Raw genomic sequence first — 26,113 nt, 5'->3', positions numbered from 1 at the left:
AACGGAAGAACTATCCGAAACGGGGTTTTCATCATGAATCGTTCCGTACGCCGGATCGCCGGCCTGACGCTCGCCCTGCTCTGCCTCAGTACCGGCTGGCCGGCCACGCCAGCCGGCGCCCACCCGGCGAAGCCGAAGAAGAATTCGGCCGTCGTCCTGCCCACGGCCACCTCGGCGAAGCCGAGGCAGGACTCGGCCATCGTCCTGCCCGGAGCCACCTCGGCCGAGGGCATCGCCCGCGGCGCGGGGAACACCTTCTACGCCGGAGACCTGTTCGCGGGCGACATCTATCGAGGGGACGTGCGGCGCAAGACCGCGGAACTGTTCATCGACGCGCCGACCGGCCGGATGGCGCTGGGGATGAAGGCCGACCTCCCGCACAAGCTGCTGTTCGTCGCGGGAGGGTTCACCGGGCACGCCTACGTCTACGACATCCGGACCCGGGCCACCGTGGCCGACTACACTTTCGGCCCGGCGAACGGATCAGTCGTCAATGACGTCACTCTGGTGCCCGGCGGCGCCTGGTTCACCGACTCGGTCCAACCCAAGCTCTACTTCGTCCCGGTCGACGCGTCCGGCCACCCGGGTCCGTTCACGACCCTGACGGTCACCGGCCCGGCGGCCGCCCTGACCGGCGACTTCAACCTCAACGGGATCGCCGCGACGCCGAACGGCAAGACCCTGATCGTGGCGCACACCGCGAACGCCTCGGTCTACACCGTCGACCCGAAGACCGGCGCGAGCGCGCTCATCGCCGGCGTCAGCGTGCCGAACGTCGACGGCATCGTGCTGCGCGGTCACCGCCTGTGGGCAGTCCAGAACACTTCCAACCAGATCAGCCGGTTCACGCTCAGCGCCGGCTTCTCGTCAGGCACCCTGGAGAAGGTCATCACCAGCCCCCTCTTCGAGGTTCCCACCACCGCCGCCCTGTTCGGCGACACGTTGGCCGCGGTGAACGCCAAGTTCGACACCGGGATCCCGCCGACCGCCAGTCAGTACGAGGTGGTGCTCGTCCGGGCCTAGCGTCACTCGGGCCGGACGATCGCGTCGAGCAGCGTACGCAGGCGGGCGGTGTCTTCGGTCGTCCAGCCGGTCGGCGGCACCAGCGCCGCCCAGCCGTCGACCACCCCGGAGCCGTAGAGGTGCCCGTGGCCGGGTGGCACCTCATTGGCGAAGGCCAGGTCCAGCAGGGTCTGCCAGAACGTGATCCCGGGGTACCAGCGCATCCGCTCCGGCACGTCCGGCCCACGGGGTCCCTTCAGCCAGGCCGGTGGCCGGATGAGCAGCTCCGGGCTGAACCAGACGACGGGGTCCGAGGAGTTCTGCAGGTAGACGACCTTCGGGCCGACCGGGGCGATCGGCGTACGCAGCTCCTCGGCCTCGTCGGCGAACCGCACGATGGAGCCGTCCCGGTAGACGGGGTCCCAGACGGGCGTACCGGGGTCGCGGTGGCGGACGAGGTTGCCCCAGATCGGATTGGCGAACGGCGGCCCGACCAGCAGCGCGCCGTCGGTCCCGGCGGCCAGCGCGTCGAGACTCCCGTACGCCGACTCGATCCCGTACGCGCCGAGGCTCTCACCGAAGACGACGAGCTTGGGCCGGCTCTGTTCGGGCATCGCCGCCCAGCGGTCGTGGACCGCCTCGACGAGTTCCCGGGTGGTCTGCTGGACCTTCTCCTGGTCGACCACGAACGAGAGCCAGCTGGGCAGGTAGGAGTACTGCATCGAGACGAGTGCGGTGTTCCCGCCGTGCATGTACTCCAGCGCGTCGGTGACGTTCTCGTCGACCCAGCCGGTGCCGGTCGCGATGACGACGCCGAGCACGGCCCGGGTGAAGGCTTTGGTCCGGTCGAGTTCGCGGAGCGCGAGTTGTGCCCGCTCGTGCGCGGTCTCGGCCGAGTCGAGTCCCACGTAGACCCGGATCGGGTCGACGGCGGGTGCACCGGTGAACGCCGTGATCTCCTGCCGGGTCGGCGCGTTGCCGATGAACGACCGGCCCTGTTTGCCCAGCGCGTCCCAGGCGACGAACGAGTTGGTCCCGCCCGATCGCAGGCCGGACAGGGGACGCTTGACGCCGGGCGCGGTCTCCCCGTTGGTCAGCGAGGCCGCCTGGCTGATGACGTTGAAGGTGCCGTCGACGAGGAAGTTCTGCACGATCCCGACCGAGGCGTACGCGACGACGAGGCAGCCCGCCGTGACGGCGATGGGCCGGGGGATCCAGCGGCCGAGCAGTTGAGTGAGGAACCGGGTGAACAGCCGCAGCACGCGCGCCAGCAGCAGCAGTACGCCGAACGTCGCCAGCCCGACGACGACGGTGCCGAGGACATGGTGGACGCCGACGGGGTCCATGTCGAGCCGCTGCCGCAGGGTCTGCTGCCAGCGGGCGCCCAGCCAGAGGAACACGGCCAGCGAGGCGGGGCCGACGACGGCCAGTACGCGCCAGGCGATCCGGGCCGGGACCGGCGGCGGCCGCTGCCAGAACACGCGGACGACCGCGCCCAGTGTGGCGCCGAGGGCGTACCCGGTGGCCGCCGTCAGTCCACAGGCCACCCCCTGCAACGGCCACGGGCGGGGCAGGAGCGACGGCGTCAGGGCCAGGCAGGCGAAGAGCACGGCCAGCGCGGTGCCGGTCAAGCCCAGCGTCCGCCGGATCAGCCGGGGCCGCGAAGGCGTCCGTTGATCACCGCTCATCCTGATCATGCTAAGTGGTCTAGAGTGGTTCTACCGGACAAAGTGGCCGCCATCACTGCAAGCCGCATATCCGGTAGTGACTCGAACCGGTCTAGTGCGGTATTTTGTCGCGCGTGACTCCGACCGTGATCGCGCGAGGCGATCAGCTGCGTGCCGCAGCCAAGGAACTCCGCGATGACGTGGGAACAGGTCTCAAGGCGGCCCAGGAGAAGATCCGGGACGACGCCACCGAGGCCGGCTTCGGGCCCACCGCGGCCCCGGCCGCACAACAGTTCCTGAGCGCCTGGCGCGCCGAGCTGAAGGCTGTCGTCGACGCGGTCGAGCAGCTCGCGGGCTCGCTGGAGCACGCCGCCGCCGGCTACGACGCCGCCGACGCGACCGCCGCCAACCGCGTACACAATCTCCGGTGACCGGCATGAGCGAGCGGGAGACGGCGGCCAAGCTGGCCGGCCTCAAGAAGGACATCCACTCCAGTTACGGCTTCTGGGGCGCCGACGACCTGGAGGACGCGGTGAGGGACGCACTCGGCGTCGCCGGTCCGCCCGGGCAGCCGAGCACGATCTCGTCCACATCGGAAGCCGTCCGCAACGCCACCATCGACGTCGACAAGGCGCTGGCCGCCGTCCAGAAGCTGCGCAAGACGACGCTGCCGGAGGCGTGGAGCGGCGAGGCTCATGTGGCCGCCGACTGCGCCCTCCAGGCGCTCGAGCGCGAGCTGGGCCGGGTCTGCGACGCGTTCTACGAGGCCAGGGGCGTGTTCGCCGACCACTCACAGTGCCTGGGCGAGGCGCAGCAGGCCGATGGACACGGCATGGGGCCGCTGGAGAGCGCCCGGGACAAGCTGCGCGGCCACACCGGCTGGCTCGATTACGACGGCGACGCCGTGACCGCCGCCCACCACGAGGCGATGGCTGGCATCGACGACCGGAGCAAGGCCGCTGACCAGGCTCGCGACGCCGCCGAACGGGCCGAGAAGCTACTGCGCGACCTCGCCGGCGCGGCCCGCCTGTCGCACCTGTCCGGCTCCAGCCTCGACCCGATCAGCGAGCTGGCCATCGCGGACGCGGGCGGCTGCGGCGACGCCGACGAGCTGATCCTGACGCCCATCATGGCCGACCGCGCCCGGCAGGCGATCGACAAACTGTCCCCGGAGGACCGCAAGCGGCTCGACGCGATGCTCGCCGGGGCCAAGTCGCCCGACGAACAGGCGTACATCCTCAAGGCGATGGCCGCGGGCTATCCGATGGACAAGGTCGCCGAGTTCGACAAGCTCATCCACGCACACGGCGACGACCCGAAGTGGCTGCACGAGCACCTGGCGCCGCTCGACGTCAGCGACTCGTCGAACGACACCCGGGGCCAGCACAGCGACACCAAGACGATGGGCAAGGAGTGGACGCAGGGCCAGTACCCGACCTGCGTGGCATCCTCCAACGTCATGGCCCGCACGCAGGTCGACCCGTTGTACGCGCTGCAGCTGACCACCGGCGGGCATCCCGGCGACCCGGCGTACGACAATCCGGACGCGTTCGCCCAGCGGCTGCGTGACGAACAGCAGCGCGTCTACGACGACGGCCGGAACTGGGCGCAGAAGCTGCCGCTGGTCGGCTCGGACGGGATGAACTCCGGTCAGTCGGAGTCGATCGCCAACCAGAACGTCGCCTCGCACACGGGCGTCGAATACGACAACCAGGACCTCGATAGCACCGACGACCGGCGAGCCGCCCTGAGCAAGGCCGAACAGGCCGTCGACCAGGGAATTCCGGTTCCGTTCGCGTCCCGCGACAGCAGTGGCGGCCATGAGATGCTGATCGTGGGCCACGACGGCGACATGGTCCAGATCTACAACCCGTGGGGCTACACCGTCTGGGTCAACGAGGACGACTTCATCAACGGGCACATGGACGCCGTGCAGAAGGGCGTTCCCACGACGCCGGCCACCATCCGGCTGCCGAAGTAAGGGGACGAGCGATGCAGCACAGCCACCACACCCGCAGCCACGTGACCAGCACCGATGCCGAACTGCTCGGCCTCGACGTGCCCGCGCTGCTGCGCGACGGCCTGCCCCGGGATCCCAAGTTGTACGCCGAGGGCGCGATCGCGGCGGCGCTGGCCGCCGACCGGCTGGGCGTCCTGCCCCGGTCGATCACCTACCTGGCCGAGATCGTCCGGCGCGGCGGCATCGCGTACGCGCTCACGCTGCCCGAGCCGTTGCCGGAGCCCGAGCAGGCCGAACTGGTCACTGCGTGGCTGACGGCGGCGGCCGAGGTCCGCTGGGCCGACGCGTTCGAGGGCGGCGACGCGATGGCGCGCTGGCTCGACGCGGTCGCGGTGGTGCTCAGCGCTCGACGGTCACAGTCCAGCTGACCGTTGACGACGCGGCCTTCCGCCGGTCGTTGTCGCAGCCCTGGAAGCAGTTGCTCAGCGTGATCGTGGTGGTGCCGGCCGCCGTCGCCTTGAAGGTGATCAGCCGCTCGCCGGCCCCACCGCCCGGCGCCGCGCCGAAGACGCGGTCGGACAAGCTGTCGGCGACCAGTTCCGAGCCGACCTGTTCGGCGATCGCCGGGTCCGCGACGGTGGCGGTCCAGTAGTCGCCCACCGACGCGCCACGGTCGCGGACGACGAGGGTGAAGACCGATCCGTCGGAGACGGTCACGGCGGAGTGCTCGGCGTCGTAACGGTCGCCGTAGGTCGCGGCGCGATACACGGCGACGCCGCCGACCACCGCGCCGACGACGGCGACTACCGCCACGAGGGACCAGATGAGCCAGCGTCGCATCGGCGCACTATATCTTGCCCCGGCATCCGGCGTTCCCCGTCGAAAAACGGCCCGGATCGCTAGGGACGCAGCCCGGCCAGCACGAAGTCGGCCAGTTCGTCGGCGATCTCGACGGCCTTCTTCGGGCCGTCCGGGCGGAACCAGGTGGGCATCGAGGTGTTCACCCCGAAAATCGCCCAGGAGATGACCTCCGGCGACGCGTACGCCGCGAAGACACCGGACTCTTGCGCGTCCCGGATGATCCCGCGCACGGTGTCCTGGTAGCGCCGCCACTCCGCGCGCAACGTCTGCCAGCGTTCCTCGTCGAGCCGGGACGCCTCCCGGGAGAAGACCGCCACCGCGCGCGAGTTCTCCGACGTGGTCTCGGCCAGCGACCGGATGATCTCCCGGAGGGTCGTGGCGGGGTCGGCTTTGCGGGCGACGATCGCGTCCAGCCGGGCCAGCTGATCGGCGAGCAGCGAATGGTAGATCTCGAAGAGCAGGTCTTCCTTGGCGCCGAAGTAGTGGTAGAGCGCGCCTTTGGTCACCCCGGCCCGCGCCACCACCTGCTGGACCGAGGTGGCGTCGTACCCGTTCGCCGCGAACAGCTCCACCGCGCAGGCGAGAATGCGTTCGCGGACCATGCGCACATCAGAGCGCAGGCCGAGGCACGGTGTCAATTCCGACCGGTCGGTATGCCCGCGCCCACCGATCTGCAGATCGCGCTAGATCATGGTTCCGGGTCGAATCTTGGGCCAAGATTCGACCCGGAACCCTCAGTGTCATTGTTGGGGCATGCCCGGCGGGTTCGCTCTCCGGAACCCTGCCTGCGTGGCGTTGGTCAGTAGTGCGGCCCGCCGGGTGCCCTGGTCCGTCCCGGGTGGCTTGATAGGAGCGTGGCTGCGCCCCAGCTGAGGTGTGCCTCCGGGTCGGATGCGGGGTTCCCCTGCTTCGACTGGTGAGAGGAACGCTTCTCATGGTGGTCCTGGGAATCGATGCGCACAAGCGCAGTCATACGGTGGCGGCGGTGGACGCGGCGGGTCGGCTGCTGGCCACCAAGACGGTCTCGGCTGATGCCGCCGGTCATCTGTTGTTGGTGCGGTGGGCTGGTCAGTTCGGTGAGCGGCGGTTCGCGGTGGAGGATTGCCGGCCGTTGTCGCGGCGGCTGGAGGCCGATCTGCTGGCGGTGGGGGAACGCATCGCGCGGGTGCCGCCCAAGCTGATGGCCAAGGCCCGTGACAGTGCCCGTAGTTATGGCAAGTCCGATCCGATCGATGCGCTGGCGGTGGCCCGGGCCGCGCTGCGGGAACCGGATCTGCCCACCGCGGTCCTGGACGGCCCGCCACGGCAGCTGCGTCTTCTGGTCGATCACCGTGCCGGTCTGGTCGCCGAACGCACTCGGGTGATCAACCAGCTGCGCTGGCACATTCACGAGATCAACCCCGACTGGCAACCACCCGCCCGCAGCGCTCACCGGCCTAAACACCTCACCCTGTTGCGTGGTCGGCTGGCCGACGCCACTGGCCTGGTCGCCGAACTCGCCGGTGAGCTGGCCCAGCGATGTGCTCAGCTGACCGTGCGTATTGGCGAGCTCGACCGGCAGATCAGCGAGCACATCGCGGTCCTGGCGCCCACTCTGCTGGCGTTGCCCGGCTGCGGATCCTTGACCGCGGCCAGGATCGTGGCCCAGACCGCCGACATCACCCGGTTCCGCTCGCAACACGCCTACGCCCGGCACAACGGCAGCGCACCGGTCCCGGTCTGGTCGGGCAACCAACAGCGCCACCGGCTCTCGCGCATCGGCAACCGCCAGCTCAACTCCTGCCTGCACACCATCGCCATCACCCAGCTGTCGCACTACCCACCCGGCCGGCAGCTCTACGAGCGCCGCCTCGCCAACGGAAACACCCGCAGGGAAGCCCTGCGGGTGCTCAAACGACGCCTATCCGACGTCGTCTATCGATGCCTCAAAGCCGACGCCACGATCAGCCCCTTGACATAGGAGAAACTGATCCGCCTCCAATTGCGGCCACCGAACAGGGCCCGTCAGGCGTGCGCGGGCACGGAAGGCGACTCGATCGCCAGGTCGCCGTCGCGAGCGTCGACGACCACCCGGGATCCGGGACCGACCCGCCCGTCGAGCAGCATCTCCGACAGCCGGTTGTCGACCTCGCGCTGAATCGTGCGCCGCATCGGCCGCGCCCCGTACGCCGGTTCGAAGCCGTGCTCGACCAGCCACTTGATCGCGTTCTGGGTGAATTCGACGGTGACGTCTTGGGCGCGCATCTTGCGCCGGGTCTGGTCCAGCATGAGGTCGGTGATCCGTTCGAGCTGCGCCTCGTCCAGCCGGTGGAAGATGACGATCTCGTCGATCCGGTTGAGGAACTCCGGCCGGAGCTGGTCGCGCAGCCGCCGCATGACCTGATCGCGGATGCGGTCCTCGCCCCGCTGAGCGGCCTCGCCGTCGGCGGAGAAGCCGAGCCCGGGGCCTTCGGCGGTGATGAACTCCGAGCCCAGATTGCTGGTCATGATGAGCACGGTGTTCTTGAAGCTGACCGTCCGTCCCTGCGAGTCGGTCAGCCGCCCGTCGTCGAGCACCTGCAGCAGCAGGTTGAACACGTCGGGGTGGGCCTTCTCGATCTCGTCCAGCAGGACCACGGAGTACGGCCGCCGCCGCACCGCCTCGGTGAGCTGCCCGGCCTCGTCGTAGCCGACGTATCCGGGCGGGGCTCCGACGAGCCGGCTGACGGTGTGCCGTTCCTGGTATTCGCTCATGTCGAGCCGGATCATCCGGTCCTGGCTGCCGAACATCGCCTCGGCCAGCGCCCGGGCCAGCTCGGTCTTGCCGACGCCGGTCGGGCCGAGGAACAGGAAGCTGCCGATCGGCCGGTTCGGGTCGCCCAGGCCGGTCCGGGACCGCCGGATCGCCTGCGCCACCGCGCGTACCGCCTCGTCCTGGCCGACGAGCCGCTCGTGCAGCCGCTCCTCCAGGTGTGACAGCCGGTGCTTCTCCTCCTCGGTCAGCTGCTGGGCGGGGATGCCGGTGGCCCTGGCGACGATCTCGGCGATGTCCTCCGGGCGTACCTCGGGGACCTGGGTGCGATCGGTCGACGTGCGGGCGATCTCCTCGCGGATCGTCGCGATCTCGTCGCGCAGCTCGCTCGCCCGCTCGAACTGCTCGCCCGCGACCGCCTGGTCCTTGTCCCGGCCCAGCTGCTCCAGCCGCGTCTCCAGGTCCCGCACGTCGGCGGTGCCGCCGTGACTGCGCAGTTGTACGCGCGCACCCGCCTGGTCGATGAGGTCGATCGCCTTGTCCGGCAGGAACCGGTCGGCGAGGTAGCGATCCGACAGCTCCGCCGCCGCGATCAGCGCCTCGTCGGTGAACCGAACGCCGTGGTGCGCCTCGTAGCGGTCCCGCAGCCCGCGCAGGATGTCGATGGTGTCCTCCACCGTCGGCTCCGGCACCAGGATCGGCTGGAATCGCCGTTCCAGGGCGGGGTCCTTCTCGATGTACTTGCGGTACTCGTCGAGCGTGGTCGCACCGACCACGTGCAGCTCTCCCCGGGCCAGCGCCGGTTTGAGCATGTTCGCGGCGTCGGCCGAGCCCTCGCCCTGCCCGGCGCCGACGACGGTGTGCACCTCGTCGATGAACACGATCAGCTCGTCGGAGTGCGCGCGTACCTCGTCGATGAGGTTCTTCAGACGTTCCTCGAAGTCGCCGCGATACCGCGTACCAGCCACCAGACCGGTCAGATCGAGCTGGACCGCGCGTTTGCCCCGCAGCGTACGCGGTACGTCGCCGTCGGCGATCCGTTGCGCGAGACCTTCCACGATGGCGGTCTTGCCCACGCCGGCCTCACCGATGAGCACCGGGTTGTTCTTCGTACGCCGCGACAGGATCTCGACGCATTGCTCGATCTCGCTCGCCCGGCCGACGACGGGGTCGAGCTCGCCGGCCAGCGCGGCGGCGGTCAGGTCGCGGCCGTACTTGTCGAGCGTCGGGGTGCCTGAGCTGGACTGCTGTTGCTGGCCGCCGGCCATCCGCTCGACCGCGGCCTGCTGAAGCTTCTCGACCGTGACACCTCGGGCGGCGAGCACCCGTCCGGCCTCGGTCTCCTTGTTGAACGTCAGGGCCAGCAGGATGTGCTCCGGGCCCAGGTAGGAAGCGCCTACCGCCCGGGAGATCTGGTGCGCCTGCAACAGGACGCGTTTGGCCGCCGGAGTCAGCGCGGGCATCTGCTGCGAGGCTTCGCCCCGCTTGCCCTTGCTGGTGATCTCTTCGGCGATCGAGTCCGGGTCGGCTCCCGCGCCCGTCAGCAGCCGGCGCAACGGCGGTCGCTGGGTGACGGCCCAGAGCAGATGCTCGGTGTCCAGGTCGCCGCTGCCGAGGTCGGCAGCCTTGGTTGCGGCCTGCTCCACCAGTTCTCGCGCGTCCTGGCTCATCAGGCGGCCGAGGTCGATCCGGCGTGGGCCGCCGGCCGGGGTCGATCCGAAGAAGCGGTTGACGAAGTCGTCGAACGGGTCGGAGCCGGACGGCCCCCAATTGCCGGTGGTCACAGCGATCTCCCCCCAGACGAAGCGGGCAACCTGGGTCGGCTACCCCACCGTACCGGCCTCAAACGCCGAGGTCCGCGGTTTGGGATCGCTACCGTCGAACGCGCAGGCCGTCCAGCACGACTTCGACGACGCGTACGCGCGCCTCGGGGTCGCCGCTGAGGTGCTCTACCGCACGGGACGTCCCGACGAGGAGTCCGAGCAGGTCGGGCACGGTGACGTCGGGCCGGACGGCGCCCGCCTGCTGCGCCCGCGCCAGCAGTACGCCCAGCGCCCGGCGGACCCAGCCGCCGACCTCCGGGGCCGCGGTGTCGACCCCGGCCCGGGAAAGGGCCTCCACCAAGGCGTTCTTCGTCGCCGCACCCTCCACAGTGGTCGAGAAGAACTCGGCGAACGCGGCGCCCGGATCGGCGCTGTCCGCGAGCCGATCGGCCAGTTCGGCCAGCCGGGCGAGCCGGGCGTGGTAGACCGCCTCGATCAGCTGTTCCTTGGTCGGGAAGTGCCGGAACACGGTGCCGACGCCGACTCCGGCCACGCGGGCGACGTCCTCGGTCGAGGCGGTCACGCCCTGCTCGGCGAAGACCTGCTCGGCCGCGGCGAGCAGCCGTTCGCGATTGCGGCGCGCGTCGGCACGCAGCGGCGGATCGGGAGTCATCGCAACCCCCTCGACAACCGGAGTCGCGACTCCGTATAGTGATTAACCGGAGTGATCACTCCGATAGTGTACGACGAAGGGAACCTGCGATGACACCCCGACAGCTGTGGGACGAGCGCGTCCGGATCATCAACGAGCACCGCTGGGCCGACCTGGCTGACCTGTACGCCGAAGACGCGATCGTCGAGATGGCCTTCGCGACGCCGGAGCCGTTCCGGATCAGCGGCCGCCAGGCGCTGGCCGAGCGGTTGACCTCGATGGCGCAGGGACCACTACGCTTCGAGGTACACGACGCCGTCATCCATGAGACGGCCGACCCCGAGACGATCATCGTCGAGTACCGCTACCTCGGGACGAACACCGCGACCGGACAGACCGGCGAGATCAACAACATCCAGCTGTTCCGCAGCCGCGACGGCGAGCTCGTCGAGACCCACGACTACCACGACCATCACGCGATCGGCCTACTGCTCGGACGCTGAAACCGGCAATCGGCCGGTGATCCGCTTCCGGTGGGGCGGCCCGAAGGCGACACTGACCAGGTGACGATCGACGAGGTCAGCCGGCCCGGCCGCGTGGCCGCTCCCGGCGAGGCGATCAGCGCCGAGGAACTCGCGCTGGCGGCCCGCAACCACAGCCTGCCGCTGGAGGCGCTGCGCTGGGAGATCACCCCGCCGGGCCTGCATTACCTGCTCGTCCACTACGACATTCCGATGGTGGACGCGGACGCCTGGCGACTGCGGGTCGGCGGCCTCGTGGACGCTCCGCTCGAACTCGATCTCGCGGCCCTGCGGGCGCTGCCCGCCCGGAGCGTCCGGGTGACCATGGAATGCGCCGGCAACGGCCGCGCCCGGCTGGAGCCGCGTCCGGTCAGCCAGCCGTGGCTGGTCGAGGCAGTCGGTACCGCGGAGTGGACCGGCGTCCGGCTGCGTGACGTGCTCGACGCGGCGGGCGTACGCCCGGAGACCGTCGACGTCGTGTTCACCGGCGCCGATCACGGCATCGAACGCGGTGTCGAGCAGGACTATCAGCGGGCCCTCCCGCTGTCCGAGGCCCGCCGGGACGACGTCTTGCTGGCGTACGCCATGAACGGCGCGCCGTTGCTGCCGCAGCACGGCTTCCCGCTGCGGCTCGTGGTGCCGGGCTGGTATGGGATGGCACACGTCAAGTGGCTGGTCGGGATCGAGGCGATCGACCGGGAGTTCGACGGGTTCCAGCACGCCGTGGCGTACCGGATGCGGCAGTCGCCGGACGATCCGGGCGAGCCGGTCACCCGGATCGCGCCGCGGGCGCTGCTCGTCCCGCCAGGTCACCCCGACTTCATGACGCGTACGCGGATCATCCGCCCGGGGCCGCTGACGCTGGAGGGGCGGGCCTGGTCCGGCCGGGCTCCGGTGGACCGGGTCGAGGTCTCCGTCGACGGTGGTGGTACCTGGATCGCGGCCGACCTCGAGCCGATCGGCGAGCATCCGTGGGCCTGGCGACGGTTCACCGCGCAGTGGCGGGCCGAACCGGGCTCGCACGTGCTCACCGCCCGAGCGGTGACGGCCGACGGCGAGGCCCAGCCCGCCGATCAGGTCTGGAGCCGGGGCGGCTTCGCCAACAACGCGACCCAGCGGATCGACGTCCTCTGCACAGACTGAGAAGTCTTCGGCAAGTTCATCGCATACAACTCGCCCACGGGGTAATACTTGCGATATCGGAGTTTACGTCCGGATAAGGGGGGTGCCGCTATGGCGAGCACACCGAGTTACGCGGAGTTCATCCGGGCCGATCGCCAGGCACGAGCTGCGCGACACGTCAACGGCGAACAGCTCAGCATGCCGACCCTCGACTGGATCGACTTCCTGCTCCGCGCGATGGTCACCGCGGTCACCGCGCCGGCTCGGTGGGTGTCCCACTCTCGATGAGGGTCCCCGGAAGTTGACCGGGCGGCCTACTCTCTGCGCATGCAGCGGGACGAGATAGACGGAGTTACCGTCGTCTGGCACCCGGCCCCCGGCCAGCTGTCGGCGACCTTGACGTTCGGGTGCGGGCTGCGGGACGAGGACGTCGACCGGATCGGTCTGACGCACCTGGTTCAGCTGCTCGTCGCGGACGTGATCGGCGTATCGATGGATACGATGGCGTCCACGATAGACAGTAATTTCGCGGTCGCCGGGCCGCCCGAGTCGGTCGCGCAGCGGCTGACGGCCGTCTGCGAGACGCTGGCCGATCTGCCGCTCGACGCGCTCGACGACGTAGCGGCCTCGGCCGACCCCGGCGACCGGTTCCTCGACCTCGACATCGACGATGCCACCCGCGACCCGTGGGGGTCGCTGCTCGCGCACCGGCTCGGCCCGGCCGGACTGGGCCTGGCCCGGTGGGCGCCCGTGGCGTACAAGCAATTCACGAAGAGCGAGGTCCGCGCGCATGCCGCGCGTGGCTTCACCACGGGCAACGCGGTCCTGGCGCTCAGCGGGCCGCCGCCGGACGGCTTGCGGCTGCCCCTGCCCCGAGGCCCGCGGACCTCGCCGGCACCGTCGGTCCACCCGGTCGTCACCACGCCCAGCTGGTACGCCGATCAGGCGGTCGCGCCCGGCATGGCGCTGACGGCGACCCCGGGTCCGGAGGCGCTGGCGGTCGTGTCTCTGCTGGATGCCCGGGTGTCGTCCGCCCTGCAGGCGCATGGTCTGGACTACTGGCAGACGTGCTGGTACTCCCCCGTGGACGCGTCCCGGGTGGAGATCGGGCTGAGCCTGCACGCGGTCAAGGGGCGGCGCAAAGCCGATCCGGCGTACGCCGCCGCGACGCTGTGGCGGGAGCTGCGCCGGTTGGCCCGCGGCGATCTCACCGCCGACGATCTGCGCCCGATCGCGGACGGCCGCGCGCGGTACGACGATCTGGAGCGCGCGGCCAAGGCGACCCTGTTCGACGTCTCCGACGAGCCGACCAGCGATCAGCTCCGGGCGGTCGCGTCGCTGTCCCCGGCGGCGGTGGCGACGGCTGCCGTGGCGTGGTTGCGGTCGACGACCGTTGTTGTGCCCGCCGGGGTCACCGCCGACCTCGACGGCCTGACCGAACAGCGCTGCCCCACGTCCGAAGTCGTTCCATCCGGCGAGGAGTTGCGGCCGTCACGCTGGCGGCGCTGGCGCGGCGGCGACGACCGGCTCGTCGTCGCGCCCGACGGCTTTCACCACGTGGCGGCCGACGGCCGGGTGCACTCGTTCCCACAGCTCGACGCGATGCTCATCGAACGGGGCGACGAGTTGCTGCTGGGCAACACCCGGCACGGCTGCGTCGTCGACGTCAGCGAGTACGCCGGAGTCGAGAAGCTCGCCGATCATTTGCCGGTCCGGCGTCGCCGCAAAGCCGCCGACTGAGCTTGCCGGCGGCTGGCGAAGGTCAGCGCCCGAAAGGTACTTCGGACGCGGCGGTTGCTTGCTGGACTTCGGCCGCATGGCGCGCCGGTAGCCCGCGATGCAGTTTGCAGCCGTCGAACGCAGCGGCCGACAGATTGGATGGCCGCGGGATGAAACGCCGCCTGCAGGCGCAGATCGCCGTCAACACTCGCTGCGCGAAAGGCCCGCACGCGTAGGTGTCTGACCGGCTGCTGGTCGCCAGGTGGTTCAGCCCGGTAGCCGGAGGCTCACCAGGCCGAGATCGGTGGCCACGACCAGATGCGCCGCGTCGCGTACGGCGACCGCGTTGACCGTGGCCGACAGCCGCACGCGGGCCATCTCGACACCGGCGAGCGAGCGTACGCACAACGTCTGGTCGGTGCCGCCGCTGACAAGGATCGGCCGGTCGCCGAGCCGGCCGAGCGCCACGGTGTGCACCCACCCCTCGTGCGGCGTCGAGGGTGAACCGATCGGTTCGCCGGCGGCGGCGTCCCAGGCGCGTACGGTGCCGTCGTTGCTCGCCGACGCGATGACGAGGCGGTCGCTGAGCTCCTCGCACGAGACGGCATTGACGTCGTCGGTGTGCCCGGCCAGGGGATCGCCGACAGGCTCGCCGGTCGCGGCGTCCCAGATTCGCAAGACTTGATCATGTCCGCCGGTCACCACGATGGGACGTCCAGCCAGCCGCGCGAACGCGACCGCGCTGACGTAGCCTTCGTGCGCCGTGATCGGCGAGTACAGCAGCTCGTGCTCGGACAGATCCCAGACGCGCACGGTGTGGTCGTTGCCGCCGGAGATCACCACCGGCCGTCCGGCGACCTCGCCGAAGACCACCGCGTTGACCATGCCGCGATGTCCGGTGAACGGCTCCCCCACCGGTACGCCGGTCGCCGCGTCCCAGAGGCGTACCGTGCGGTCGTCGCCGGCCGAGGCGATCAGCCCCCGACCGCCCCACTGTCCATACGCGACTGACCGGACGCCGTCGGCGTGGCCGGTCAGGGGCGGCCCCAGCGGGCGGCCGGTTCCGGCGTCCCAGCGGCGTACGGTGTGGTCGGTGCTGCCGGAGACGACGACGAGCGAACCGGCGAGCCGGCCCAGCGCGACGGCCGTCACCGGTCCGCGGTGCCCGTCGAAAGGCGCGGCGACGACCTGACGGGTCGCGGCGTCCCAGGCCCGCAGCACGTGATCGGCGCCCCCGGCGACCAGCAGGGGCTGGCTTCCGGCGACCGCGACCGCCCGGACCCCGGCCGGGCCGGCGTACAGGTCGGCGACCCGCTCGCCGGTGCCCGCGTCGGCGATGCGCACGTATGCGTCGGCGCCTCCGCTGACGATCATCGGCTCGCGGCCGAGGTTGCCGAACGCGACGGAGTGCACGGCCGCCGGTTCCACCGCCGGGTCGTCGAGGGCCTCGCCGGTCTCGGCGTCCCAGAGGCGTACGGTGCGGTCGAGCGCGCCCGAGGCGACGACGGGCTGGCCGTCCACGGTCGCGATGGCCACGCTTGTCACGACGTCGGTGTGCCCGGTCAGCGGCTCGGTGATCGGCTCGCCGGTCGCGGCGTTCCAGAGGCGTACGGTGTGGTCCGCGCCGCCGGAGACGATCACCGGACGGCCTTCGGCGTCGCCGATCGCGACCGCGGTGACGGGCGCGTCGTGGCCGGTCAGCGGGGTGTGCACCGCCCGGCGGCCGGCGGCGTCCCAGACCCGCAGCGCACCGTCGTCGCCTCCCGCCACGATCACCGTACGCTCGCCGGCCGGTCCGATCGCGACGGTGCGCAGCGGCGTACCGGCGTCGAGGTGTTGCCCGATCGGCTCGCCGGAGGCCGGGTCCCAGAGGCGTACCGAGTGGTCGGCCGCGGCGGATGCGACGACGGGCTGCCCGTCGACCTCGCCGAACCCGACCGCCGTCACGGTGGCGGTGTGCCCGATCGAGGCCGGGCCGAGCGGCTGGCCGGACACGGCGTCCCAGCGGCGTACGGAATGGTCGGCCGAGCCGGAGACCACGATGGTCTCGCCGTCGGCTGTTCCGGCGGCCACGGCGGTCACCATGTCCGTGTGCCCGGTGAACGGTTCCCCGATCGGTTCGCCGGACGCGGAGTCCCACAACCGGACGGTCTCGTCGGCACCGCCGGAGGCGATCAGCAGGCGGCCCTCCCGGGTGCGGCAGGCGACCGACAACACCCACCCCGTGTGCCCGGTGAACGGCGCGCCGATCAGAGCGCCCGTCTCCGCGTCCCACATCTGGACCGTCTGGTCGTTGCTGCCGGAGACGATCACGGGCTGCGTCCCCCGGCGGCCGTAGGCCACGGAGGTGACGGCGGCGGCGTGCCCGGCGTAGGGCGCGGTGAGCAGTTCGCCGGTCGTGGCGCAGCGCACGTGGACGCGATGGTCGTCGGCCCCGCAGATCACCGCCATGTCCTCGCCGATCCGTCCGAACGCGACGGACCGGATCTTGCCGTCGTGCTCCAGCGGCTCCCCGATCGGTTGGCCGGTCGCCGCGTCCCAGATCAGGACGGTGCCGTCGGCTCCCCCGGCGGCCACCGCGATCCCGTCCCGCACCCGCCCGACCGCGACGCAGTACGCCCCGGCGGCCAGCCCGGTCAGCGGCCGTCCCACCGGGCGGCCGGTGGCCGCGTCCCAGACGCGGACCGCCTCGTCCTCACCGCCGGACACCACGATCGGGCGGCCGTCGAGGCGGCCGAACGCCACCGAGCGCACCTCGCCGGGATGGCTGCGGCCGCCCGGCCCCGGCAGCGGGCGGCCGGTGACGGCGTCCCAGCGGCGTACGGTGCCGTCGTTGCCGCCCGAGATCACGATCGCCCGGTCGTCGACCTGGCCGAAGGCCACTGTCGTCACCCAGTCGGTGTGCTCGGCCAGCGGCGCGCCGAAGGGTCGCCCCGTGGTGACGTCCCAGAGGCGTACGGTGCGGTCGGCGCTTGCCGAGGCGACGACGGACCGGCCGGTGACCTCGCCGATCGCCACCGCCGTCACCCAGTCGCGATGCCAGGTCAGTGTCTGGTGTGGAGGGTGCTGGCGCAGTGAGGCCCAATGTGTCGCCCACGGCAGCGGCAGGCCGCTCGCGGAGATCTCGTCGGCCAGGTGCGGCGCCCGGGCGCTGCGCGCCGCCAGTTGCAGGTACGCCGCCTTCTCGCCCGGATAGGCCTGCATCCGCCCGGCCGCTCGCCGGTACGCGTCCGCCGTGGCCCGCGCGCGCGGCGTGCGTACGTGGTCCAGCACGGCCAGCAGCGGACCGGCCGGGGTCTCGGTGAGCAGGCGCGGCTCGGCCAGCAGTTCATCCAGACGACCGGCCGGGGCGGCGTGCCCGGCGACGGCCGCGGCGGTATAGGGATGGGCGCGGGCCCAGTCCCGCGTGCCGTCCGGCAGCCGGGGCACCCGGTCCAGCAGCACGTCGACGATCACCCCGTGGTCGGGTCCGGCGTCGCGGCCGGTACGGAGATGCGCGCCCAGTGCCGCGTGATACAGCCGGTAGGCCGATCCCCGGTTGAGCCGCGTCTCGATGACGTAGTAGCCGGCGTGCTCGATCAGCCAGTCCAGGTCCCGGTTGCCGCAGCGGCGCCCGGTCAGGCGCGTCGCCAGCTCCGGCCAGACATCCTCCCAGGGCAGCCCGGTGCCTTGGGCGTACGCGAGCGGCAGTAGCAGGTCCCGCGCGCGGTCGGCGGCGGGACCGAGGCGTCCGTCCAGGTCCTGCCGCATCGCCTCGGCCGCCTCCCGGGGCAGCGACGTACGCCAGCCCGCGTCGTACGGGTCGGCGACCGGATCGGCCCGCAACGCCAGGCTGCGTGCGGTGATCAACGCGACCAGGAACGAGTCGCCGGCGGCCTCGGCGATCGCGTCCACCACGGCGTCGAGGTACGCCGGGCGAAGACCCCGGTACGGCGAGGACTCGACCAACTCCGTCAGGCACGACCGGACGTACCGGCGCAGGCTCGGGCGGTCGGCGTACCGCCGGTCGAGATGGACCACGTCGAGGGGTGCCCCGAGCGCGCCGATGAGATGGCTGCGCGTGCCGATGAGCAACCGCAGCGGGACTCGCGTCGCGGCCTTGACCAGCGGGGCCAGCACCGTGTCGACCAGCGCGAGCCCGGCGGTGTGCGGGTCGCCGGGCTCGCCGGCCGCCTCGTCGAGCCCGTCGATCACGACGGTGACCGGATCGGCGCGGTCCCGCAGGTGCGTGACCAGCCCGCCGGGGGTGTCGACGGCGGCCACGTCTTCCACGCCGCACGCCTCGGCCAGGGCCGCGAGCAGCCCCAGCGGGGTCAGCCCGCGCGCGTGGACGAATCTGGTGATCGATCCGGGCTGCGGAACGGTGTCCGGCGGCAGCGAGTGGATGTTGGGAATCCGTGCGCTGCGGGCGGGATCGGCGAGCATGTCCAGGCGGGCGAGCAGCGCGGACTTGCCCGAACCGGGATCGCCGGTGATCACCATCGTGGGCGGTGCCGCGCCGGCCAGCCAGGCGGTGGCCTGCCGCAATGCCGCGTGCCGTCCGGTGAACAGCCACAGATCGTCACGCTCGACGAAGTCGGACAGCCCCTGCGCGGACAGGCCGGCGGCTTCGCGGTCGCGCACCCGCGCGTCGCGCTGCAGCCGCAGTTCCCGGGTGCGGACGTCGACGTTGGAGTACCACTCGTCGTAGCGGCGGTTGGGGAAGAACTCGGCGGCCCGCTCGCCGACGAACAGCAGCCGGGCGGCCTGGTCGGCGACCGCGCCACCGCTCGCGGCCATCTCCGCGTTGATCTGGGTGACCAGCGGATCGAGCGGGATGTGGCGGACCTCGTGCCCGGCCAGCGCCCGCTGCCGCACCGAGCGGGTCAGCGCCTGGGTGAACGTGCCGACCCCGGCCTGCTGGTAGTCACGGGCGCCGACGATCACCGCGACCGCGGGCCCGCTCGCGGTACGCCGCAGACGGTTGACGAACCCGACCGCGCCCGCCGCCAGCGAGCCGCCGCCGGCCCCGGCGTAACAGGTGTCGAGGATGAACAGCAGTTGCTGGCCGACCAGCTGGCCGGGCTCGTCGCTGTCGAGCAGCCGCTCGGTCAGGTCGCCGGCCCGCAGGAAGGTGAACGACCGGTCGTGGGTGGCGTCGGCCATCGGCAGCAGCAGCACGTCGCGGGCGGAACCGGCGACCTCCCCGTGCCCGGTGTAATAGACGACGATCACGTCCTCGGGCCGCCGGGCGGCGTTCAGCAGGAACTCCCGCAATCGGTTGGTGAACTCGACCGAGGTCAGGTTCAGCCCGAAGCCGGGCACCGTCTCGTAGCCGAGGTCGGTGAACAGCCGCGTGGCGCGGTCCAGTTCGGCCGCCAGTTCGGGCAGCGACGTCAGCCCCGTCGACGGGGCGTACTCGGTGGTCGCCGCGCCGACGAAGAACCGTCCCGCCACGGCTAACGCTGTCCATTCAGGAGGCCGGCGGCGACGGCCGCTCCGGTCGGCGCGGCCGACAGGTACCGCTCCACCTCGTGGGCGCTCATCCCGTTGGAGATCGCCACGTCCACCACGCGGTCGCCGTAGACGTCGCGCAGGGTGGGCCGCAGCGCCACGAAGTCCCCCGAATCGGTGACGTTGACCCAGCGGGCGACGCCCGGCCAGGTCCCGACCGGCGGCACGAGCCGATGCAGCACGAGGTGCGGTACGCCCAGCGGCGAGCCCAGCGTGACCAGATCAGTGACCGGCCACTCAGGATGCGCGCACAGCGCCTCGTACGCCACCACCGAGCCGAGCGAGTGCGCTACGACGACCCGGGTGTCGGCGGAGATCGCGGCGGCGAACCGGTCCTGCACGCCCGCCCGGATCGCCGGGTCGGTGAAGTACGCCGTGACCTGCTTGAGCCAGAAGATCAGCAGCCGCTCGGAGACCCGGGCCAGGAACCGCGACCCGGCCAGTGCCAGCACCGCCGCCCGCGCGCTCGCCTTGGGCCCGAGCGTGCGCCCTCCGGGTGACGGCACCGCGGGATCGGCTTCGGCGGCCGCCGCCCACCAGGCCAGCAGCAGGTCCAGTTCCGGGCCGTCCTCGACGTCGTCGGCCGTCAACGGCGGCACGTCACCGCTGAGCCGTCGTCCGGCCGGCCGGAACAGATCGCCGTAGAAGACGCATTCGACGTCGGAGGCGGCGACCTCGACCGGCGCGATCAGTCCTTCGAGGACGGCGTTGTCCAGGCCCCCACGCAACGCGGGGATCCACCGATCGGCCATCTGGGGACGGCTCGCGTACGTGTTGTTGATCCCGTGCACCACTACGACGCGCGCCATAGCGGCAAATCTATCCGCTGCGGACAACTGATGCCGAGCCCGCGAGGGCCGCGTCCGATAACGCGTGTCGATGGCGCGGGAGTGCGCGGCGTCGATATGCTCGCGTCGGGTCCACCCCGCCCGCCGTACGCGGTTCTCCAGAAGCGAGCCACGCCGTGCAGATAAGCAGACCCGGTGACGACGCGGTTCCGCCGGGACCGTTTCGCGACCTGGTTGACAGGTTGCACGACCTCTACCTGCTCGCCGGCGGCCCGTCGGCGCGGACCATCAGCTCGGCCATCTTCAAGAACCGGCTGCTGGAGGCGGTCTCCCACGAGACCTACCGGGCCGCGCTCAAGGGCACCTACCTGCTGTCCTGGCCGAAATACCTGTCGATCGTCGCCGAGCTGAACCGGCGTACGCCCCGGCCGCGGGCCGAGCCGGAGATCCTCACCGAGTTCCAGACACTGTGGACGCTCGCCCAGCAGGACTACCGAACCCTGCGTTCCGGGCGCGGCCTGCCGTCGCCGCCCCGGGCCGAGAACGGCTCCCGGCCGGTACGTCAGCTGCCCGACCGCAACACCTGGTTCACCGGCCGCCGAGCGGCCCTGATCCGGCTGCGCAACGCGTTCGATCAGCATCCGACGGCGACGGTCGTGCTGCACGGGGTCAACGGCACCGGCAAGACCCAGCTCGCGGCGGAGTACGCGTACCGGTATCCCGACGACTATCCGGTGACCTGGTGGATCCGCTGCGCCAGCGCCGATCAGGCCCGCGCCGACCTGACCGACCTGGCCACCGAGCTCGGCCTCGCCGACGGCGACCGGTCGCTGGGCGCGTTGAAGGCGTACCTCGGCTCGCCGAACCTGCCCTACCTGCTGATCTTCGACGGCGTGGAGGATCGCCAGGTACGCGGCCTGATCCCCAACGGCGGCGGGCATGTCCTGGTCACCACGACCGACCGCGAACTGGCCTACGACACCTCGATGATCGAGGTCGAGGTGCTCGACTTCGGCCCCGACGAGGCCGCCGAGTTCCTCGAACGCCGGCTGCCGGAGAGCACGGACTCCGAGCGCACCGAGATCATCGAGCTGGCTGGGCGGCTGCCGCTGGCGCTGGACATCGCGGCCCGCATCGACCTGGAGACCCTGCGCGACTCGCATGCCCCGTCCGGCCCCTTGGTCGGCACGGTACGCGCGGTCCGCGAGATCCTCAGTCCCGATCATCGCCGCATCCTCGACCTGTTCGGCTGGTTCGGCGCGGCCCCGGTGCCGATGGCGTTGCTGCAACGCGACGGGACGGTCAAAGGCCGGGTCGGCGAGATCCTGGCCAACCCGATCGAGCTGCGTATCGCGCTGCGTGAACTGGCCAACTACGGCCTGGTCCGGCTGGGCGCGCATCAGGTGGAGATGACCGCACCGGCCCGGCAGGCGCTCGTCGAGATCATCCCGGCCGGGGACGCCGAGGTCGCCTGGCACCACGTGCACGAGATCCTCGCGCGTACGCGGCTGGGGCCGCCCGGCTCGGCGCTGGCCCAGGGCTACCGCGACATCGACGCCCACCTGCAACCGGCCCGGTTGGTCGAGTCCGACAACCCGAACGCCCAGCACCTGATCATCGACCAGATCCGGTTCCGGGCGCTGGACGGCGACCTGGCCGGCGCGGCCGACCTGGCCCGGTCGGCGGTCGAGCAATGGCAGCGGCCCGGTTCGCTCGGCCCGGACCACGAACTCGTGCTGCGTGCCCGCGTCGAACTGGCCGCGGCGCTGCGCGGCCTGGGGGCGTACGCCGAGGCGCGGTCGCTGGCCTCGGCCGCGGTGCGGCAGTTGCAGACGAGCCCGGCGTACGGGGCGGATCACGAGCTGACCCTGGCGGCCGAGGTGGGGGCGGCGCTGGATCTGCTGATGATGGGCCGGTACACCCGCGCGGTCGACGCGCAGCGAAAGGCGTACGAGCGGTCGGTGGCGGCGTTGGGCTCGGCCCATCCCCGGACGGTGGACTGCCGCCGCAGCCTGGCCGCGAGCCTGCGCCACGCCGGGCAGTACGCCCAGGCGGCTGATCTCGACCAGCACGACTTCGATCGGCTGACCGCCTCGGACGATGCCATCGACGCTGTCCGGGTCGCGTTCGCGCTCGCCGACGACCTGACCGGGCTAGGCCGGTTCGAGCCGGCGCTGGACCTGCTCGACCAGTACACCGCCAAGGGCACCCGGCTCATCGGCGACCACGATCCCGGGGTGCTGGCGGCGGTGCGTACGGCGGCGGCGGTGCGCCGACGCCTCGGCCGGCCGGGTGCGCTCGACGAGCTGGCAGCGCTGCACCTGCGCTGCGGGGAACTGCTCGATCAGGCCGCGCCGCAGATGCTGGCGGTGACGCTGAGTTACGCCAACGCGCTCCGGGAGGCCGGGCGGACCAGCCGGGCCGAGCAGCTGATCATCGACGCGATCTCGGCGTACGAGCGGCGGCTGTCCGACCGGCACCCGCTCGCGGTGGTGGCCCGGGTCAACCTCGCCGCCGTCCATCGCGCCCAGGGCCAGTGGCCCATCGCCCGGCAGCTCGGTCAGCGGGCCGCTGAGCAGCTCCGGCGTACGCTCGGCGCCGATCACCCGTACGCGATCGTCGCCGCGGTCAACCACGCGACGGATCTGGCGTTGACCGGCGACCGGGCGGGCGCGGTCGCGGCCTCGCGATCGGCGTACGCGGTCGCGGACCGTGTCCTGGGGCCGGAACACCCCGACACCCTCGCGGCGGGCACGAATCTGGCCCTCGACCTGGTGGCCGTCGGAAGCGCCGACGAACCGTTGCGCGAGAGCATGCTCGCGGGGTGGACGAAGCTGTTCGGGGAGCACGAACTGGTCGCCCGGTTCGCCCGGGGAAACCGGGTGGAGTGCGACCTGGACCCCTGGCCGATGTGACCGGGACAGACGGATGGATTCGCAGGTCAGCCCGGCACTGACGGGGTCACCCGGGTGGCGTCAAGTTTTGCCAAGTTCGAGGGTTTCCGCTGGGGAATGATCTCCGCGCATCCTATGGTGAATCGCCGGGCAAGCCTGCCTGGAGATGAGAGAAACACGCACCCTATGGGGAGCATATGGTGAACGCAGCAACTATGCCGGAGACCGTTTCCGGCGAATGGTCGCCGCTTGTGGACCTTTCCGACCGTCGGATGCTCGACGTGATCCAAGGCGGTGACGACGCCCTGGCTAGGGCGGCCCGCCGGGTGATCCGGGCGCTGGACGACCCGGACGGGATCATCTCGGCCTTCCAGTCGTTCACCTCGTCCTGAATCACTGCAGGATGACGACGGCGCCGGTCGGCGGGGTGAGCCTGCTCCGGGACGCGCAGCGGGCGGCCGCACCATGGCCGTACGCCGAGCTGGACCCGGAGCGGTTGCGCGCCGCCGGCTGGCGACCTACTCCGGTTCGCGACCTGATCCTCAAGGTCCACCAGCGGTGCAATCTGGCCTGCGACTACTGCTACGTCTACGAGTCGGCCGACCAGAGCTGGCGGGACCGCCCGGCGGTGATGTCCACCGAGGTGTGGCAGGCCGCCGTCGACAACCTCGCGCGCTACACCGCCCGGCATCGCGTACGCCGGGTGCGGGTGATCCTGCACGGCGGGGAACCGCTGCTGTTCCGCCTCGACCGCATCGAGCGGCTCGTGGCGTACTTGCATGCCAAGCTGCCGTTGAGCACCCGGGCCGAGGTCGGGATGCAGACCAACGGCGTACTGCTGACTCGGCGCACGCTGGAGCGGCTGGTCGGTTTGCAGATCTCCGTCGGCGTCAGCGTCGACGGGACCGAGGCCGACCATGACCGCCATCGGCGTACTCGGTCCGGCCGGGGCAGCTTCGCCGGTGCCGCCAAGGCGCTGGAACTGTTGCGGGAGCCGGATCTGCGGCCCGCGTACGCCGGCATCCTGTCCACTGTGTCGGCCGAGTCGGATCCGATCGCGACCTTCGAGACGCTGTCGTCGTTCGACCCGCCGACGATCGATTTCCTTCTCCCCCATGCGAATTGGGCCACTCCGCCGCCGCACGCGCGGCCCGGGGCGACCCCGTACGCCGACTGGCTGATCGCGGTCTTCGACCACTGGTACGGCCGGCAGGATCCCATCCGCGTCCGGCTGTTCGACGACATCCTGGCGCTGCTGCTGGGCGGCGCGAGCGGCTCCGAACAGGTCGGGCTGAGCCCGGCTGGGATGCTGGTCGTCGAGTCCGACGGGGCGATCGAGCAGGTCGACGCGCTGAAGTCCGCCTACCCCGGCGCCGCGGCGACCGGGCTCGACGTACGCCACCACGACCTCGACGACGTCTTCGACGACCCGGGCGTGGTCGCCCGTCAGCTCGGCCGGCAGGCCCTGTCGGAGATCTGCCTCGGCTGTCCCGTCCGCGAGGTCTGCGGCGGCGGCCACTACGCCCACCGATACCGGCCGGGCGCCGGGTTCCGCAACCCATCGGCGTACTGCGCCGATCTGCGCCGCCTCATCGATCACATCACCGCGCGCGTCGCCACCGATCTGCGGCGCGCCGCCGCACTGGAGAGACCTGAGAAGTGACGACGTTCCACGAACTCGATACCGACACCTTCACCACGCTCGCCGTGGGCGACGGCGGACCGGCCGCCATCGCCGAGCTGCAGCGGGCGCAGCTGAGCCGCCACCTGCTCCTCATCGGAAACCTGCTGCGGGAATGGCCGGGGGCGCCGGCCGAACGCGACGCCATCGGCGAGGTCCTCGACCGGGCGCGCGACGCCGACCCGGACCGGTTCGCCGAGGTCGTCGGCGCTCCGCTGGTCGGCTCCTGGTCCGGCATCGCGACCCGCGCCCTGGGCCAGGGCATCGCCGACCCGTCCGACTTCGGGCAGCTCGCGGGCATCGCGGCGGTCGCGGCCGCGGCTTGTGGCGTACCGGCCGACCTGGCGGTGCCGGTCCGCAACGGCGTCGCGTCGGTGCCGGGCCTCGGCGCGCTTTCGGCCGGCGACGCCCCGGTGCGCCTGATCGCCGACGGCGGCCGGCTCACGACCGATGTCGGCGGGCGCCGCGTACTGCTGTCCGGGGACGGGGACGTGCCCGGGTTGCAGCGGGTGCGGGACCTGACCGCGCCCAGCGTGCGGATCGCGCTCGACGACGTCGACCCGTACCGGCACGGGCATCACGCTCCTCCGGCGAACCGGCTCGACGACGCCGACTTCGAGCAGTGGGACAAGCTGTTCGGCGAGGCGTGGGGCCTGCTGACCCGGCGGCTGCCGGGGCGCGCCGCCGAGCTCGCGGCCGGTCTGCGGACGCTCGTGCCGTTGCAGACCGACTCCCGGGCGGCCCGCAGCGCCACGATCAAGTACGCCTTCGGCGTCTTCGGCCTCACCCTGCCGCCGTCGGCGGCGGAGTTCGCGGTGACGATGGTGCACGAGTTCCAGCATTCGAAGCTCAGCGCGATCCTCGATCTGACGCCGATGACGGACCCGCACGACACCAGCCGCCACTTCGCCCCGTGGCGGACCGACCCCCGTCCGCTGGCCGGTCTCCTGCAAGGCGTGTACGCCTTCGTTGGAGTGGCCGACAGCTGGCGAGGACTGCGTCTCGAACCGGAGATCGCCGAGGAGGCCACCCGCAAGTTCGCCGAGGCCCGGATCAACGTCGCCGAAGGACTGCGCTCCGTCGAGGCGTCCGGCTCGCTGCTGCCCGACGGCGTACGCCTGGTGCGCGGTCTGCGGGAGCGCACCGACGAACTGCTCGCCGAGCCGCTGCCGGACGAGGTCGTCCACGCGGCCGAGCTGGCCTTGGGCGACACCTTGCGGCAGTGGCGCGAGCGGAACCCGGCCGCCGCCGGGTGACCG

The 26,113-nt window shown here is 71.5% G+C and carries 20 protein-coding genes; 13 read left to right on the top strand and 7 right to left on the bottom strand.

Annotated elements, in window-relative coordinates:
• Positions 1 to 33: 33 nt before the first annotated feature.
• Complete coding sequence (locus HDA40_RS36850) at positions 34 to 1,023, top strand: SMP-30/gluconolactonase/LRE family protein (RefSeq protein WP_253762495.1); 990 nt, start codon at positions 34 to 36, stop codon at positions 1,021 to 1,023.
• Between the two features lie 2 nt (positions 1,024 to 1,025).
• Here HDA40_RS36850 and HDA40_RS36845 read toward each other — a convergent pair whose 3' ends face one another.
• The gene (locus tag HDA40_RS36845) at positions 1,026 to 2,690 is read right to left on the bottom strand and encodes an alpha/beta hydrolase (protein ID WP_253762494.1); all 1,665 of its coding nucleotides are present in this window, start codon (positions 2,688 to 2,690) and stop codon (positions 1,026 to 1,028) included.
• 113 nt (positions 2,691 to 2,803) lie between these two features.
• On the opposite strand from HDA40_RS36845, the gene HDA40_RS36840 reads away from it, so the two are divergent.
• From HDA40_RS36840 to HDA40_RS36830, 3 genes are read left to right on the top strand one after another with little or no spacing between them, the layout of a single operon-like run.
• Complete coding sequence (locus tag HDA40_RS36840; RefSeq protein WP_253762493.1) at positions 2,804 to 3,100, top strand: hypothetical protein; 297 nt, start codon at positions 2,804 to 2,806, stop codon at positions 3,098 to 3,100.
• Positions 3,097 to 4,650 carry a hypothetical protein gene (locus tag HDA40_RS36835; RefSeq protein WP_253762492.1) on the top strand — a complete coding sequence of 518 codons (1,554 nt, stop codon included), beginning with the start codon at positions 3,097 to 3,099 and terminating at the stop codon, positions 4,648 to 4,650. The genes HDA40_RS36840 and HDA40_RS36835 overlap by 4 nt, the downstream gene beginning before the upstream one ends.
• Before the next feature lie 11 nt (positions 4,651 to 4,661).
• Positions 4,662 to 5,057, top strand: coding sequence for a hypothetical protein (locus HDA40_RS36830; RefSeq protein ID WP_253762491.1), 396 nt, complete (start codon positions 4,662 to 4,664; stop codon positions 5,055 to 5,057).
• On the opposite strand, the gene HDA40_RS36825 is transcribed toward HDA40_RS36830, so the two are convergent.
• Together HDA40_RS36825 and HDA40_RS36820 are read right to left on the bottom strand one after the other, a co-directional pair.
• Positions 5,029 to 5,469 (bottom strand): protease inhibitor I42 family protein, encoded by a 441-nt coding sequence (locus HDA40_RS36825; protein ID WP_253762490.1) that lies wholly within the window; start codon positions 5,467 to 5,469, stop codon positions 5,029 to 5,031. The two genes, HDA40_RS36830 and HDA40_RS36825, sit on opposite strands and share 29 nt — an antisense overlap.
• 59 nt (positions 5,470 to 5,528) lie before the next feature.
• Complete coding sequence (locus tag HDA40_RS36820) at positions 5,529 to 6,092, bottom strand: TetR/AcrR family transcriptional regulator (protein WP_253762489.1); 564 nt, start codon at positions 6,090 to 6,092, stop codon at positions 5,529 to 5,531.
• A gap of 332 nt (positions 6,093 to 6,424) precedes the next feature.
• Between HDA40_RS36820 and HDA40_RS36815 the strand changes: the two genes are divergently transcribed.
• Positions 6,425 to 7,450 (top strand): IS110 family RNA-guided transposase, encoded by a 1,026-nt coding sequence (locus HDA40_RS36815; protein ID WP_253750303.1) that lies wholly within the window; start codon positions 6,425 to 6,427, stop codon positions 7,448 to 7,450.
• Between the two features lie 44 nt (positions 7,451 to 7,494).
• Here the strand turns inward: HDA40_RS36815 and HDA40_RS36810 are convergent, their stop codons facing one another.
• Together HDA40_RS36810 and HDA40_RS36805 are read right to left on the bottom strand one after the other, a co-directional pair.
• Positions 7,495 to 10,005: an ATP-dependent Clp protease ATP-binding subunit gene (locus tag HDA40_RS36810; protein ID WP_308197804.1), complete on the bottom strand. Its 2,511-nt coding sequence runs from the start codon at positions 10,003 to 10,005 to the stop codon at positions 7,495 to 7,497.
• A gap of 88 nt (positions 10,006 to 10,093) precedes the next feature.
• Positions 10,094 to 10,657, bottom strand: coding sequence for a TetR/AcrR family transcriptional regulator (locus HDA40_RS36805; protein WP_253762488.1), 564 nt, complete (start codon positions 10,655 to 10,657; stop codon positions 10,094 to 10,096).
• A gap of 89 nt (positions 10,658 to 10,746) precedes the next feature.
• On the opposite strand from HDA40_RS36805, the gene HDA40_RS36800 reads away from it, so the two are divergent.
• From HDA40_RS36800 to HDA40_RS36785, 4 genes are all read left to right on the top strand, one after another.
• Positions 10,747 to 11,139, top strand: a complete 393-nt coding sequence (locus HDA40_RS36800; RefSeq protein WP_253762487.1) for a nuclear transport factor 2 family protein — start codon at positions 10,747 to 10,749, stop codon at positions 11,137 to 11,139.
• 60 nt (positions 11,140 to 11,199) lie between these two features.
• On the top strand, positions 11,200 to 12,300 hold the full coding sequence (locus HDA40_RS36795; protein ID WP_253762486.1) for a sulfite oxidase: 1,101 nt from the start codon (positions 11,200 to 11,202) through the stop codon (positions 12,298 to 12,300).
• 90 nt (positions 12,301 to 12,390) lie between these two features.
• Positions 12,391 to 12,567, top strand: a complete 177-nt coding sequence (locus HDA40_RS36790; protein WP_253762485.1) for a hypothetical protein — start codon at positions 12,391 to 12,393, stop codon at positions 12,565 to 12,567.
• Positions 12,568 to 12,606: 39 nt separating this feature from the next.
• Complete coding sequence (locus HDA40_RS36785) at positions 12,607 to 14,019, top strand: peptidase M16 family protein (RefSeq protein WP_253762484.1); 1,413 nt, start codon at positions 12,607 to 12,609, stop codon at positions 14,017 to 14,019.
• A 246-nt stretch (positions 14,020 to 14,265) separates the two neighbouring features.
• Here HDA40_RS36785 and HDA40_RS36780 read toward each other — a convergent pair whose 3' ends face one another.
• Positions 14,266 to 19,434 carry a caspase family protein gene (locus tag HDA40_RS36780; RefSeq protein ID WP_253762483.1) on the bottom strand — a complete coding sequence of 1,723 codons (5,169 nt, stop codon included), beginning with the start codon at positions 19,432 to 19,434 and terminating at the stop codon, positions 14,266 to 14,268.
• 2 nt (positions 19,435 to 19,436) lie between these two features.
• Complete coding sequence (locus HDA40_RS36775; protein ID WP_253762482.1) at positions 19,437 to 20,300, bottom strand: hypothetical protein; 864 nt, start codon at positions 20,298 to 20,300, stop codon at positions 19,437 to 19,439.
• 155 nt (positions 20,301 to 20,455) lie between these two features.
• Here HDA40_RS36775 and fxsT point away from each other — a divergent pair, with 155 nt between their 5' ends.
• The 4 genes from fxsT (at position 20,456) to HDA40_RS42350 (ending at position 26,110) form a co-directional block, all read left to right on the top strand.
• Positions 20,456 to 23,194 (top strand): FxSxx-COOH system tetratricopeptide repeat protein, encoded by a 2,739-nt coding sequence (fxsT, locus tag HDA40_RS36770; RefSeq protein ID WP_253762481.1) that lies wholly within the window; start codon positions 20,456 to 20,458, stop codon positions 23,192 to 23,194.
• 194 nt (positions 23,195 to 23,388) lie between these two features.
• Positions 23,389 to 23,565 carry a hypothetical protein gene (locus HDA40_RS36765; protein ID WP_253762480.1) on the top strand — a complete coding sequence of 59 codons (177 nt, stop codon included), beginning with the start codon at positions 23,389 to 23,391 and terminating at the stop codon, positions 23,563 to 23,565.
• An 11-nt stretch (positions 23,566 to 23,576) separates the two neighbouring features.
• Positions 23,577 to 24,836, top strand: a complete 1,260-nt coding sequence (locus HDA40_RS36760; RefSeq protein ID WP_253762479.1) for an FxsB family cyclophane-forming radical SAM/SPASM peptide maturase — start codon at positions 23,577 to 23,579, stop codon at positions 24,834 to 24,836.
• Positions 24,833 to 26,110 (top strand): HEXXH motif domain-containing protein, encoded by a 1,278-nt coding sequence (locus HDA40_RS42350; protein ID WP_253762478.1) that lies wholly within the window; start codon positions 24,833 to 24,835, stop codon positions 26,108 to 26,110. The genes HDA40_RS36760 and HDA40_RS42350 overlap by 4 nt, the downstream gene beginning before the upstream one ends.
• Positions 26,111 to 26,113: the final 3 nt, after the last annotated feature.

The organism is Hamadaea flava (genome assembly GCF_024172085.1).
GTDB classification, from domain to species: Bacteria; Actinomycetota; Actinomycetes; order Mycobacteriales; family Micromonosporaceae; genus Hamadaea; species Hamadaea flava.
Note: the sequence above shows the minus strand (reverse complement) of the source record. Positions and strands in the feature narration are given on the sequence as shown.

Bases quoted from the DNA above. Each gene is read 5' to 3' on its own strand.
- HDA40_RS36775 (WP_253762482.1), bottom strand. From the start codon at position 20,300: ATGGCGCGCGTCGTAGTGGTGCACGGGATCAACAACACGTACGCGAGC.
- HDA40_RS36790 (WP_253762485.1), top strand. From the start codon at position 12,391: ATGGCGAGCACACCGAGTTACGCGGAGTTCATCCGGGCCGATCGCCAG.
- HDA40_RS36785 (WP_253762484.1), top strand. From the start codon at position 12,607: ATGCAGCGGGACGAGATAGACGGAGTTACCGTCGTCTGGCACCCGGCC.
- HDA40_RS36805 (WP_253762488.1), bottom strand. From the start codon at position 10,657: ATGACTCCCGATCCGCCGCTGCGTGCCGACGCGCGCCGCAATCGCGAA.
- HDA40_RS36800 (WP_253762487.1), top strand. From the start codon at position 10,747: ATGACACCCCGACAGCTGTGGGACGAGCGCGTCCGGATCATCAACGAG.
- HDA40_RS36815 (WP_253750303.1), top strand. From the start codon at position 6,425: ATGGTGGTCCTGGGAATCGATGCGCACAAGCGCAGTCATACGGTGGCG.
- HDA40_RS36760 (WP_253762479.1), top strand. From the start codon at position 23,577: ATGACGACGGCGCCGGTCGGCGGGGTGAGCCTGCTCCGGGACGCGCAG.
- HDA40_RS36820 (WP_253762489.1), bottom strand. From the start codon at position 6,092: ATGGTCCGCGAACGCATTCTCGCCTGCGCGGTGGAGCTGTTCGCGGCG.
- HDA40_RS36825 (WP_253762490.1), bottom strand. From the start codon at position 5,469: ATGCGACGCTGGCTCATCTGGTCCCTCGTGGCGGTAGTCGCCGTCGTC.
- HDA40_RS36765 (WP_253762480.1), top strand. From the start codon at position 23,389: ATGCCGGAGACCGTTTCCGGCGAATGGTCGCCGCTTGTGGACCTTTCC.
- HDA40_RS36850 (WP_253762495.1), top strand. From the start codon at position 34: ATGAATCGTTCCGTACGCCGGATCGCCGGCCTGACGCTCGCCCTGCTC.
- HDA40_RS36830 (WP_253762491.1), top strand. From the start codon at position 4,662: ATGCAGCACAGCCACCACACCCGCAGCCACGTGACCAGCACCGATGCC.
- HDA40_RS36845 (WP_253762494.1), bottom strand. From the start codon at position 2,690: ATGAGCGGTGATCAACGGACGCCTTCGCGGCCCCGGCTGATCCGGCGG.